Genomic DNA, 13614 nt, shown 5'->3' with positions numbered 1-13614 from the left:
GCTATGGTGTAAGGTATGTTGAGGTTATTTAATCGAAGTCTGCTGAGAGGCCAAAAAGCATCACTTTGTAGATGATGTGAAAGCCTTATTTATCATGCATAGTAAGGAAGAAAACAGGTTGTTTTGTTGTTAGTTTGGCAATGCCAGTATCAACAAGTTAAGCACATTACAATAGCGTCTTCATATCCAAACCCGCGAGCACTAGGGTAATAACCCGTTCGGCGACCTGTTTCAATAAATCCTACATTCATATAGAGCATTTGTGCCGTAATATTTTTAGCACGCACTTCTAACCATATTTTAACTACGCCTTGTGTTTTGGCTTGATTAATAAACTGTGTTAACAGTTTTTTACCCAAGCCTTTACCTTGATTATCTGGGCTGACACAAATATCCATTAGGGTTGCTTCATCAATAACATGCTCGCCAATATAAAAGCCGACAACGTTATGTGGTTCGTTTAATGTTTCGCTGAGTTTTTCTCCGAAGTAGCGACCACCAATGCAACTGCTAAAGGTTTTTTCACTCCAAGGATGAGAATGACATTGGTCTTCTATCAGCATTAATGGTTTTATATCGGCAGGGGTGATTGGCGTAAACGTTAAAGAGTTATTCATATTTTTTATAACAGGTTCGTCGTTATTGTTTGCCATAATTGTTTTTTTAAGGCGGGAGACTTGCGGATCAATTCAATGCTTGGACTCACTAATTTATTATCAGCACAATGAATCGATGGTGTTTTGTTTAGATCAGCGTAGAAAAACCAATTAAATAAACCTAAATCAAGGTGATCTTTTTGGGCGGTAACTTCACCAATAGAAAGTTCAAGTGTGAGCAATAAATCAGTAAAAAAGGTTTGTTTAGTTAGCACAGCTAAGCTTTCAACATCCTGTTTTAGATAACTAATATCATGTTCCAAATTATTTTTGGACGATGAAGAATCTTGAAAAGCTGCGGACTTATGTTGCCACAAACTAATGCCCATTTCAGTTAACTGCTGATATTGTCTTTGATTAATGCTCATGGCGTAATAATGACAGACTTGGTTACTATTGAATAGTATTTGAAAAAAAGTAAATAGAAAAGCAGAAGAGAAAATGGCAGGGGTGGAGAGACTCGAACTCCCAACCATCGGTTTTGGAGACCGCTGTTCTACCAATTGGAACTACACCCCTGCAATGGAGGTGAATTATACTGATGCCAAAGCAAAGGTAAAGGGTAAATGCTTAAAAAGTTTGAATTGATTGACTGTTCGGCTACTTTATAAACAAAGGAAGTAGGGTTACGAGTAATATATACCCAAGTGAACTCAAAAGCGGATTTTAGGACAACTGAGCGAGCCATATACAAGGCGCATCTTTTTATTAATGGTTGCTCCCTTAAAAAAGGATACAACGAAGTAGATGGTTTGCTCAGTTGTCCCCGTAGGGTTGGTTTAGAAACGTTTTATACTTCGTTATTGATTTCGACAAGGGAGTAACCATTCTCTTCAATCAATGCCTTGCCTAAAGACGTTTCTAATTCCAACTAAAACCTGCACTTTGAATTCACTTGGGTATTAGGTTTCGAGTTGCGAAGCCTACACACGTTTAGTCTGGTGTTTTCGCTACTCGCTACCCGTAACTTTATTTATTTGTTTTTCTCATTTCACAAAATCTGAATTTGTCAGGGTAAGGATAAACATCTTCATAAATACCCTCAGCAACATTTTTCTGAGATTGTTGCCAGTAACTTGCCGTTAATAAATCTTTGTGATGTATTTTAAAGGCTTTTAAATATTTAGGATTTGCAAGCGCGAAAGTGCCTAACTCTTCTGGGAACATATCGCCAGGCGCAACGGAATACCATGGCTCAGCCGCGTAAATTTGCTCCTCAGTAATTGCTTCAGGTTTTACTCTGAAATTAACTTCGTTCATGTAAGTGATTTCATCATAATCATAAAAAATCACTCGGCCATGTCGGGTAACCCCAAAGTTTTTTAATAACATATCACCAGGGAATATATCGGCAGAAATGAGCTCTTTAATTGCTTTACCATACCCATATAAAGCTTGTTCTATTTCTTCATCACTCGCTTTAGCTAAATAAAGATTTAATGGCACCATACGGCGTTCAATATATAAATGCTTAATAATAAGTAAGTCATCTTCATAACGAAGCAGTGATGGGGCAACCTTTTGTAACTCTTCTAACACTTCAGTATCAAACCTATCTTTCGGAAAAGCCACTTCGGAGTATTCCATCGTATCGGCCATGCGACCAACTCTATCGTGTAGTTTTACTAATCTATATTTCCCCTTTACATCAGCACGGGTCATATTTTTGCTAGGAGAGAATTTATCTTTAATAATTTTAAAAACATAAGGATACGATGGCAGCGTAAATACCGACATCACCATGCCTTTTATGCCTGGCGCTAACGTTAATTTGTCACCACTGTTATCTAGGTGATTTAAAAAATCACGATAGAATTGGGTTTTACCTTGTTTGTGAAAGCCGATAGCGGAATATAAATCAGCCTTAGTTTTATGAGGAATTAAACTTTGTAAAAAGTTTACTAGTGCATAAGGATGCAAACAATCAACAAAGAAATAAGCACGGGCAAAACCGAACACGACCGCCATGTCTTCACTTTTGCTTAACAATGCATCAATATATAAACCGCCTTCATCATCATTTAATACCGAAACAATAAAAGGGGTTTCGCCAGCAGGCGATAATACCCGACCAATTAAATAGGCGCCTTTATTACGGTAAAAAGTAAAATCTAAAATATCAAACTGTAAATCTTCAAGCTTAAAGCGGGTTTTATGCGCTTTACGGCGAAAAGCTCGGATCAAAATATCAACATCACCACTTAAATCTCTAAAAGGAACCGTGCTTTTGTGAGCATTCATAATGTCGCAAACGGTTTCTTTCAGGCCTTTTATTTCTGGCTTATAGCTAGTGTAAATACTTGGTGTCGGTCTGTCATCAAGCCGCTGAGCAGTGCTTTCTACAAAGATATAATCATTATGATAGTACTTACGATGAAACAACCAACAAAACACTGAGTTATAGAAAGTTTCAGCTAGCTCTGGCTGCATATGGTCGGCGAGTAACTTAATATAGTTTTGTTTAACTTGAAGCCATAAATTGTCATCAAGCGAGTCAATGCAAAAATCTTGTTTGATGGTTTCATACGTTTCTTTCACCCTTTCTTCATAAAAGGTGGTTCGCGCTTTAGCTGCTTTTTGTACTTCACTCCACTGGGATTTATGAAAGCGTTGTTGGGCTGATTTGGTTATTTCTATAAATAGGTGAATATGGCGATCAAAGCCATTGATAATAGTGTTGGCTATGTCGCCAGCGAGGTTTTTCATAAAGGCCTACTAACTAAATGGTTTTTCTAAGTTTAAAAAGCATACGCTAAAATAATGACTAAGCGAGATTTTATCTAAAAATTTAGTATCTATTCACCATACCTAGCATTCCCGTCATTCCAGTTGTGTCTTAAGCTGGAATCTCAGTGTTTAAAATTCTAGACTCCCGATTTAAAGACCTAGGGAGTGACGATAGGTGAATAGTTACAAAATTTATTAAATACTAACTATAAGTAACAATAATATTGTTTAATATCAAATTTCAAAGTCTAAACTGATAATTATCTAAGTAAACTTTCTTATTTAGCTTGCTATCAAAGGCTTCGGGCTCTAAAATCACGCGTTTTTATTAGACTATTTTCACACCAAACAAGGCTTTTTTTAATATATCATCATGCGTGTATCTGATTTTTCTTTCGATTTACCCACTGAGCTTATTGCTCGCTTTCCTAAAGCTGATCGTACTGGTAGTCGGTTAATGCTGTTGGAAGGGGACTCAGGCGCAATAACCGATCTAGGTTTTAAAGATATTTTAGCGCAGCTAAATTCAGGTGATTTATTAGTATTTAATAATACCCGTGTTATTCCCGCGCGTATGTTTGGACAAAAAGCTACGGGTGGTAAAATTGAAGTATTGGTTGAACGATTAATAGACAAAAATACTGTGCTAGCGCATATTCGTGCTAGTAAATCGCCGAAAGTAGGCGCAGAATTGTTGCTTGAAGGAACAGCTAAAGCCACAATGGTTGCGCGTCATGGTGCTTTGTTTGAACTGAAATTTCAGGGTGAGCAATCAGTGCTTTCAATATTAGATGATATTGGTCATATGCCATTACCTCCTTATATAGATAGACCTGATGAAGATAGCGACCGTGAGCGTTATCAAACGGTATACAATGAAAAGCCTGGCGCGGTTGCGGCGCCAACAGCGGGTTTGCATTTTGATGAAGCACTGCTAGAACAAATTAAAAGTAAAGGCGTTGAATTAGCATTTGTTACCTTACACGTTGGTGCAGGTACCTTTCAGCCGGTAAAAGTTGATGAAATTGCTGATCACATTATGCATGCTGAATATGTTGAAGTACCGCCAGAGGTAATTGAGCAAATTAAAAAGACTAAAGCTAATGGTGGTCGAGTTGTGGCAGTTGGTACTACCTCTGTTCGTTCGCTAGAAAGTGCAGCCAAATCAGCAGAAGTGGCAGGTAAAGAATTAACGGCTTTTTATGGTGATACAGATATTTTCATCACGCCAGGATATGAATTTAAATTAGTGGACGCGTTGTTAACAAACTTTCATTTATCAGAATCCACCTTATTAATGCTGGTTAGTGCTTTTTCGGGGTATGAAAATATTATGAATGCCTATCATCATGCTATTAGCGAGCAATATCGCTTTTTTAGTTATGGTGATGCGATGTTTCTTACTAAACAATCATTAACTAAGCAAAGCACCTCTTCCTAGTTAAAACGTTACTAGTACAACAACCATCAGCCTGTTTCGCTGTTAGGAAAAATTTATGAAAAACAAAATGAAATATGAATTAATTAACACTGACGGCAAAGCTCGTCGGGGTCGTTTAACTTTTACCCGTGGTGTGGTAGAAACGCCCGCATTTATGCCTGTAGGTACTTATGGCACAGTAAAAGGAATGAAAACAGAAGAAGTAGAAGCAACCGGTGCTCATATTATTTTGGGCAATACTTTTCATTTAATGCTACGCCCAGGTACTGATATCATTGAACAACATGGTGGTTTACATGGGTTTATGAATTGGGATAAACCTATTTTAACTGACTCAGGCGGTTTCCAAGTATTCAGTTTAGGTAAAATGCGTAAAATTACTGAAGAAGGTGTTCGTTTTAGCTCGCCAGTAAATGGTGAAAAAATTATGCTAACACCTGAACGTTCTATGGAAGTGCAACGTAAATTAGGCTCAGATGTTGTGATGATTTTTGATGAATGTACGCCACATCCTGCAACACATAAAGAATCACAAGACTCTATGGAATTATCACTTCGTTGGGCGCAGCGCTCGAAAGATGCTCATGGAGATAACCCTTCTGCACTTTTTGGTATCGTGCAAGGCGGCATGTATGAAGATTTACGTGAGGTGTCTGTTAATGGTTTAAAAGCGATAGATTTTGATGGTTATGCCATTGGCGGTCTATCGGTAGGTGAGCCGAAAGAAGATATGATTCGCATATTAGATCATACTGCCCCCTTGATTCCCGAAAATAAGCCCCGATACTTGATGGGTGTAGGCAAACCAGAAGATTTAGTTGAAGGTGTGCGTCGCGGTATTGATATGTTTGATTGTGTTATGCCAACTCGTAACGCACGTAATGGCCATTTATTCGTTAATACGGGTGTGGTTAAAATTAGAAATGCGACTAACAAAACGGATACTGGGCCGCTAGATTCAACTTGTGACTGCTATACCTGTAAAAATTATTCACGCGCCTATTTACACCATTTAGATAAGTGCAAAGAAATTTTAGGATCGCAGTTAAATACCTTACACAATTTACATTTTTACCAAAAAATAATGCAAGGTTTGCGTGATGCTATCGAGCAAGGTAAATTAGACGCCTTTGTTGCAGAGTTTTATGCGTTACGAGGTTTACCTGTACCGCCATTAGCAGAGGGTAGTAAGCAAGTTTAGCGTTATTACTAAAGTAAAAAGTAAGGTAACTATTCACCTATCGTCACTCCCGAGGTCTTTAAATCTGGAGTCTAGAATTTTAAACACTGAGATTCCAGCTTAAGACACAACTGGAATGACGGGAATACTAGGTATGGTGAATAGATACAAAGTAAGTAAAATAATTATCGAAGTTTAATAAATCTTGTGACTTAATATTTTGCAGTGATTTCGTTCAATTGAAAGAAAGAACAAAAAAATAAAAAGTCACTAACTAATTATAAAAAGAAGTAGAGGAATTTATGAGTTTATTTATCAGTACAGCCCACGCCGCAGCCGCTCCAGCACCCGCAGGTGGTGGTATGGAAATGATCATTATGTTAGCGGTATTTGGTCTAGTTTTTTTCTTTATGATTTATCGCCCACAAGCTAAACGCGTTAAAGAACATAAAAGCTTAATGTCAGCATTAACTAAAGGTGATGAAGTGTTAACGCAAGGCGGTATTGTTGGCAAAATCGTTAAAGTATCTGATGAAAAAGATTTTATTGTGGTTAGCATTGCTGAAGAGACAGAAGTTACTGTACAAAAAGGCGCGATTACCGCGGTACTTCCTAAAGGTACAATGAAATCTTTGTAGCACTTATTCTCTTTGCTATTTAACACTGTAGCGGCATCGGAAATACTCATTGACATTCGTCAACTCCGTGTTTCCTTTTTGCTACAGTATCAACTAGCTTCGAGCTTAAACACTACAGTTATTCTTTTGTAGTTAAAACTAGAGAATAATTATAAATAATGAATACTAGTAGTTGTTTTGTTTGTGTTTTATTGAAATAAATCCAAGGCAAAAGCGCGGAGTTGACGAATGTCAATGAGCACTTTTAACGCCATAATTATGAAAATAAAGCGCAAATACAATCGTTCCAAAAAAAGGACAAATTGTGTTAAATAGATACCCTTTATGGAAAACACTCATGGTGGCATTTATTGTTGCCATTGGTGCGCTCTATGCCACTCCGAACTTATATGGTGAAGATCCTGCTGTACAAGTATCAGGGTTACGTGGTGTTGAAGCTAATGTAGCAACGCTTGATACCATTAAAGCTAATCTCACGGATAATAATATTGCCTTTACTGGTATTGTTTTAGAAAATGGTCAAGTTTTAACCCGCTTTAACAATACCGAAGATCAGTTAAAAGCCCGAGATGTGCTTGATGACAAACTAGGCAAAAAATATTCAGTGGCACTTAACTTAACGCCGGCAACGCCTGATTGGTTGGCCGTAATTGGCGGAACGCCAATGAAGTTAGGCTTAGACTTAAGCGGTGGTGTTAGCTTCTTAATGGAAGTAAACATGAAAGAAGCCATTAATAAAGCCAAAGTGGGTATGGTGAGTGATTTTCGCGGTGATTTACGTAATGAAAAAATTCGTTATCGCAGCGTAAAAGAAGATGGTAATGCAATTGTTGTTAAATTTCGCAAAGTGGAAGATCTTGAAAAAGCTCAATCATTATTGAAAAAACGTTATAGAGATTTATTGTTACGCACTGACGAAGATACTTTAACCATCAATGCGCAAATGACGGATCAGATGTTAAAAGAAATTCGTGAGTACGCATTACAGCAAAATATTACCATTATTCGTAATCGTGTTAACGAACTTGGTGTTGCTGAGCCATTGGTTCAACGTCAAGGTAAAAAGCATATTGTTATCGAATTACCTGGTGTGCAAGATACAGCTAAAGCCAAAGAAATTCTTAATGCTACTGCTACTATCGAGTTTAGACTCGTTGATACTGAAGGTGATTTAAGCGCCGCAATAAATGGACGAATTCCAGCTAGCTCTATTTTATTAAAAGAGAAAGATGGCAAACCTATTTTATTGAAAAAACGTATCATGCTAACGGGTGATCACATTACCGATGCTAAATCTGGTTTTGATGAATATTCACGTCCACAAGTCAATATTTCTTTAGACAGCGCTGGCGGCAGTAAAATGTCTAACGGTACTAAAAGTAATATTGGTAAGCCGATGGCAACCGTATTTATCGAATATAAACCAACCGATAGACGAGATCCTGAAGGTAATCTTATTTTTGAAAAAGTACAAGAAGTTATCTCTGTCGCTACCATTCAATCTCGTTTGGGTAAAAGCTTTAGAATTACAGGGGCTGGTTCACAAACTGAAGCACATAATTTAGCTTTATTATTAAGAGCAGGTGCGTTAATTGCTCCTATTACTATTGTTGAAGAGCGTACTGTTGGTCCAACGTTAGGTGCTGAAAATGTACAACTAGGCTTTCAAGCCATCCTAATGGGTTTTGGTTTAGTCTTTATCTTTATGATTATCTACTATCGCGCTTTTGGTGTGGTAGCTAACATGGCACTTGGCGCTAATTTAGTGTTGATTATTGGGGTTATGTCACTTATTCCTGGGGCAACATTAACATTGCCGGGTATGGCAGGTATCGTGCTTACGGTTGGTATGGCAGTTGATGCCAATGTACTTATATTTGAACGTATTCGTGAAGAAATCCGCGAAGGGAAAAGCATTCAACAGGCAATACATCAAGGATATGATGCGGCATTTTCAACCATTATAGATGCAAACATCACCACGTTAATTGCTGCGCTTATTTTGTTTGCTGTTGGTACTGGGCCAGTGAAAGGTTTTGCTGTAACCCTATCAATTGGTATTCTTACCTCAATGTTTACCTCTGTTATTGGTACGCGAGCAGTCGTTAATGCAGTTTGGGGCGGTAAAAGCCTTAAAAAGTTATCTATATAGAAGTAGGCGGGAATTTAAACTTATGCAAATTTTACAATTAAAAGAAACCGTCGCCTTTATGAGTTATCGCAAAATAGCGATGATTTTTAGTGCGCTATTAATGATAGCGTCGATAGCATCGCTAGCCACGAATAAACTAAACTTTGGTTTAGATTTTACTGGTGGTACCTTGATTGAGGTCGGCTTCGAGCAAGCAGCTGACCTTAAAAAAATACGTCAAGTAATGGCTGATAACGGTTTTGATGACGCTAAAGTGCAATTTTACGGTAGCAGCCGTGATGTTGTGATTCGTTTAGGCTTACGTGAAGATGTTAAAGCGGAAATGCTTGGCAATGAAGTGCTGGCTATTCTTGAATCAGGCTCGGGTCAAAAAGTTGATATGCGCCGTATCGAGTTTGTTGGTGCCAGTGTTGGTGACGAATTAGCAGAGCAGGGCGGTTTAGCCATGTTAACTGCGCTTATATGTATTCTAGTTTATGTTGCCTTTCGCTTTGAATGGCGCTTTGCGGTAGGCTCAGTTGTTGCATTATTTCACGATGTATTGTTAACACTTGGTCTATTTTCAGTTCTGCAGTTGGAATTTGATTTAACCGTACTAGCGGCAATACTTGCGGTTATTGGTTACTCGCTTAATGATACTATTGTTGTTTCCGATCGCATTCGGGAAAACTTTCGTAAAATTCGAGAAGGTCAGGCTGAAAATGTTATCAATATTTCATTAACACAAACGTTAAGTCGTACCTTCATTACTTCAATAACTACTCTATTAGTATTAGCTGCCTTGTTCTTTAGAGGGGGTGAATTAATTCACGGTTTTGCCACGGCATTATTATTTGGTGTGTTTGTAGGTACGTATTCTTCTATTTATGTTGCTTCATTAGTTGCACTAGCTTTAGGTATTTCTAGAGAAGATTTGATACCCGAAGTGATTGAAAAAGAAGGTGAAGATCAAGAGATAATGACGCCATAGTAATGAATTTATGTACTATTCATTTTGAATAGTACATGAAACATAACAAGTAAAAGCCAAGTGGTACTAACTACTTGGCTTTTTTTTGTCTGAAAATGTTATTCCTTTGCACTACTCTTATCCTTACTGTATGCTGCACGCCTGCTACTAGCACCAAATTTGTTACTTAAAAATCGACACTTTAACGTCGATATTCGACCCCTGTAACTTCTTACCAAGAGATAATTTATGAGTTTAATTTCCGCAGATACTGCTGAGAATACAATTAAGATGAGTTTTAACGATTTAGGTTTATCTGAGCCATTGCTTAAAGCAGTACGTGACCAAGGTTACGACACACCTTCACCTATTCAGGCACAGGCTATTCCAGCGGTTCTTTCTGGTCGAGATGTCATGGCGGCAGCACAAACGGGTACCGGTAAAACAGCTGGTTTTACTTTACCTTTATTAGAACGTTTATCTAAAGGTGGACGAGAACAAAGTCGTGTGCAATCAAACAATGTTCGTGCGTTAGTGTTAACGCCAACAAGAGAGCTAGCAGCACAAGTTAGCGATAGTATTGCTACCTATGGTAAGTACTTAAACCTACATTCAACCGTAGTCTTTGGTGGGGTAAAAATAAACCCACAAATGATGCGCCTTCGACAAGGTGTTGATGTGCTTGTTGCAACGCCTGGCCGTTTGATGGATTTATGTAATCAAAAAGCAGTGAGGTTTTCACAGCTAGAAGTACTGATTTTAGATGAAGCCGATCGTATGCTTGATATGGGCTTTATTCGTGATATTAAAAAAATTATTTCGCTTTTACCTAAGCAACGTCAAAACTTACTTTTTTCAGCAACATTTTCGCCTGATATACGTGCCTTAGCAAAAGGTATGGTGAATAACCCATTAGAAATATCAGTTAATGCAGAAAACTCTACCGCTGAAAAGGTTACCCAGTGGTTGATGGCTGTTGATAAAAAACGTAAACCTGCGCTATTGACGCATTTGATAAAAGAAAACAACTGGAAACAAGTGTTAGTCTTTACTAAAACCAAACATGGCGCGAATAAGCTTACCAAATATTTGGAAGCTGAAGGCCTAACTGCGGCGGCGATTCATGGTAACAAAAGTCAGGGAGCACGTACCAAAGCACTGGCTTCTTTTAAGGATGGCAGGGTACAAATTTTAGTTGCTACCGATATTGCTGCCCGTGGTATTGATATTGATTTATTACCACAAGTGGTTAATTTTGATTTACCGAATGTACCTGAGGATTATGTGCATCGTATCGGCCGTACAGCGCGTGCAGGCAATACAGGCCAAGCGGTGTCTTTAGTTTGTAATGATGACTTGAAATTGTTGTGGGATATTGAACAAGTAATACAGCAACATATTGAACGTAAAGTCATAGACAGATTTGTACCAGTGAATGCACTAGGTGAGTCTCGACCCATTAGAGCATTAAAAGCGAAAAAACCTAAAAACCCGAACAATACAAATAAAGCCACTAAAGCTAAGGTTGAGCATAAAGATGGTCAACATTTAAGTAAGGGGCATAAGTCTCAAGCAAACAGAAGCAACGCGACCAATAAACCTGGCAATAATAGCAATAGAAATCGTCGTTCAAAGCCTGCTAACAACCGTTAAGAGTTAATCGTTGTAAGAGTTAGCCAACCTTGGCTAATACCAATCAGACTAACTAAGTGATCTTTTTAAATGGTCTAAATATCCAATAACATCGTTGCTTTCAATCCCAATAGCCAGCTATTGGTCAATCAAGCGCCTTGTTCTTGAAAATTTACCCTCATTAAAATTTGAACCATTAATTAATCTGATTGGTATAACGCAGCTTTCACTCCTCTTTGCTATTTATTAGTTTTTGACAATAATTATTAGTTGGGTGAAAAGTAACCTAAGTTAGTCATCTGCTGTGTTGAAAAAACATCAATAACATTACCAATAACAATCAGGCTAGGTGGTTTGATTTTATGTGATTTTACTAGGGCCACTAAGTTAGATAAGGTGCCTTTTACCACTTGTTGATCAGCATGAGTACCCTTGCGTATTAATGCAGCAGGTGTATTTTTATCTCGACCTGCATTAATCAACTGCTCAATGATAATGGGTAAGCTTTTTATACCCATATAAAATACTATGGTTTGTTGGGCATCATTTAATGTATGCCAAGGTAAGTCTAGTGCACCATTATCTTGCACATTGCCCGTAATAAACGTGCAACTTCGCGAGACTTGTCGGTGAGTTAGTGGAATGCCTGCGTAGCTAGTACAAGCAGACGCGGCTGTCATGCCGGGGACAATATGACAAGCAACACCATGAGCTAATATAAATATTGCCTCTTCACTGCCGCGACCAAAAACAAAGGGATCGCCACCTTTTAGTCTTAATACTTTTTTGCCTAACTTGGCATGATCAACTAATAATTGGTTGATAGCATCTTGTGGTACACGGTGTTCTGCTTGCTTTTTACCCACATATATTTTTTCGCAAGCACTAGGTAATAAAGCCATAATTTCGTCACTGACAAGACGATCGTAAATCACTATATCTGCTTGTTTAATAAATCGAAATGCTTGTATCGTTAGTAAGTCAGCATCACCAGGGCCAGCACCCACTAAAGCTACCTCACCGGCTATGAAGGCTTGTTTATTTATACCAATGTTTTTCATTATCTATTACCACTTTTATTTATCAAACTCATTATTATAATAAGACATAAAGCAAAAAAAGCGCCAATAGGCGCTTTTTTTAAATATAACTTTTTTTTTAGCTTCTGGTGTACGTACGTACTTACTTACTTAAAGCTTCGCCTAAATGTGGACGAATGTCTTTTAAAATCTCTTTTAATAACCGAGTGCTACTGGCGACAATATTACCTGATTGTGTATGATTATGCCCACCAGTAAAGTCAGTTACTAAGCCGCCAGCTTCAATAACTAATAGCTCACCTGCTGCAGTATCCCAAGGTTTTAAACCAATTTCAAAGAAACCATCAACTCGTCCAGCTGCGACATAAGCTAAATCAAGTGCGGCAGAGCCAGCACGACGCATATCGGATGTTTTTTCAAAAAGAGAAGTAAACATGGCCATATAAGCCTTGGTATGTTGTTTATGCTTAAAAGGAAATCCGGTAGCTAAAATGGTCGCAGATAAATCTTTATGTGCTTTGACTCTAATACGCATGTTATTTAATTGAGCGCCTTTGCCGCGACTTGCTGTGAATAATTCACCTCGAATAGGATCGAAGATAACGGCTTGATCAAGTTTACCTTTTACTTTTAAGGCGATAGAAACGGCAAAGTGAGGAATACCTTTAATAAAATTAGTTGTGCCATCTAATGGATCTATTATCCATTGGTAATCATCGTTACTGCCTGTTAATACACCTGACTCTTCACCTATTATAGTGTGGTCTGGATATGAATTACGAATAGTCTCAATTATTGCTTGTTCAGCAGCAGTGTCAGTACTAGTAACAAAATCGTTAGAGCCTTTTGATTCAATTTCAACTTTATCAAGTTGCTCAAAAGAGCGAATAATAACTTTTCCTGCATTACGCGCTGCGCGCACAGCAATATTTAGCATGGGGTGCATAATAGAGTACCTATTTGTGAATGACTTTTAAAAGAACGACGTTGACCCAAACACCATATAAAACAAGCGCTAAATCAAGCGCGCGGAGTATAGCAAAATACAACTCATTTGGCGACAGTATTCTTAAATAAAGCGAATGATAAATTATCCCTTCGTGTCAGCTCTTTATGTCTTTATAGGAAAATAGACTAATTAATAATGAATTTCCATAGCCATAATGGCTAATTTAGTGTGATTTTTGTTAAGCACAGCA

11 protein-coding genes and 1 tRNA gene are annotated in these 13614 nt (G+C 37.9%); 6 read left to right on the top strand and 6 right to left on the bottom strand.

Features of this window, described 5'->3' with window-relative positions:
• Positions 1-149: 149 nt before the first annotated feature.
• From rimI to aceK, 4 genes are all read right to left on the bottom strand, one after another.
• Positions 150-653, bottom strand: a complete 504-nt coding sequence (gene rimI, locus DWA31_RS11055) for a ribosomal protein S18-alanine N-acetyltransferase (protein ID WP_342766957.1) — start codon at positions 651-653, stop codon at positions 150-152.
• Positions 623-1024 carry a DNA polymerase III subunit psi gene (locus tag DWA31_RS11050; protein WP_114326644.1) on the bottom strand — a complete coding sequence of 134 codons (402 nt, stop codon included), beginning with the start codon at positions 1022-1024 and terminating at the stop codon, positions 623-625. Before DWA31_RS11050 ends, rimI begins: the two co-directional genes overlap by 31 nt.
• 74 nt (positions 1025-1098) lie before the next feature.
• Positions 1099-1175 (bottom strand) — tRNA-Trp (locus tag DWA31_RS11045).
• Between the two features lie 450 nt (positions 1176-1625).
• Positions 1626-3362 (bottom strand): bifunctional isocitrate dehydrogenase kinase/phosphatase, encoded by a 1737-nt coding sequence (gene aceK / locus DWA31_RS11040; RefSeq protein ID WP_114326643.1) that lies wholly within the window; start codon positions 3360-3362, stop codon positions 1626-1628.
• 394 nt (positions 3363-3756) lie between these two features.
• Between aceK and queA the strand changes: the two genes are divergently transcribed.
• The 6 genes from queA to DWA31_RS11010 all read left to right on the top strand — a co-directional run bounded on the left by queA (position 3757) and on the right by DWA31_RS11010 (position 11396).
• Positions 3757-4824 (top strand): tRNA preQ1(34) S-adenosylmethionine ribosyltransferase-isomerase QueA, encoded by a 1068-nt coding sequence (gene queA / locus DWA31_RS11035; RefSeq protein ID WP_114326642.1) that lies wholly within the window; start codon positions 3757-3759, stop codon positions 4822-4824.
• Between the two features lie 67 nt (positions 4825-4891).
• Positions 4892-6025: a tRNA guanosine(34) transglycosylase Tgt gene (gene tgt / locus DWA31_RS11030; protein ID WP_114326708.1), complete on the top strand. Its 1134-nt coding sequence runs from the start codon at positions 4892-4894 to the stop codon at positions 6023-6025.
• A gap of 281 nt (positions 6026-6306) precedes the next feature.
• The gene (yajC, locus tag DWA31_RS11025) at positions 6307-6642 is read left to right on the top strand and encodes a preprotein translocase subunit YajC (protein ID WP_114326641.1); all 336 of its coding nucleotides are present in this window, start codon (positions 6307-6309) and stop codon (positions 6640-6642) included.
• Positions 6643-6946: 304 nt separating this feature from the next.
• Complete coding sequence (gene secD / locus DWA31_RS11020; protein ID WP_114326640.1) at positions 6947-8794, top strand: protein translocase subunit SecD; 1848 nt, start codon at positions 6947-6949, stop codon at positions 8792-8794.
• A gap of 22 nt (positions 8795-8816) precedes the next feature.
• Positions 8817-9764, top strand: coding sequence for a protein translocase subunit SecF (gene secF, locus DWA31_RS11015; RefSeq protein WP_114326639.1), 948 nt, complete (start codon positions 8817-8819; stop codon positions 9762-9764).
• A 270-nt stretch (positions 9765-10034) separates the two neighbouring features.
• Positions 10035-11396, top strand: coding sequence for a DEAD/DEAH box helicase (locus DWA31_RS11010; RefSeq protein WP_114326707.1), 1362 nt, complete (start codon positions 10035-10037; stop codon positions 11394-11396).
• A 245-nt stretch (positions 11397-11641) separates the two neighbouring features.
• On the opposite strand, the gene cobA is transcribed toward DWA31_RS11010, so the two are convergent.
• The gene (gene cobA, locus DWA31_RS11005; protein ID WP_114326638.1) at positions 11642-12436 is read right to left on the bottom strand and encodes a uroporphyrinogen-III C-methyltransferase; all 795 of its coding nucleotides are present in this window, start codon (positions 12434-12436) and stop codon (positions 11642-11644) included.
• Between the two features lie 121 nt (positions 12437-12557).
• Entirely contained in the window at positions 12558-13361 is an 804-nt protein-coding gene (gene suhB, locus DWA31_RS11000; protein ID WP_114326637.1) for an inositol-1-monophosphatase, read from the bottom strand.
• Positions 13362-13614 lie beyond the last annotated feature (253 nt).

Origin of the sequence: Candidatus Colwellia aromaticivorans (assembly GCF_003333305.1) — a bacterium.
Taxonomy (GTDB): Bacteria; Pseudomonadota; Gammaproteobacteria; order Enterobacterales; family Alteromonadaceae; genus Colwellia; species Colwellia aromaticivorans.
This window is presented reverse-complemented; position numbering and strand designations above follow the sequence as displayed.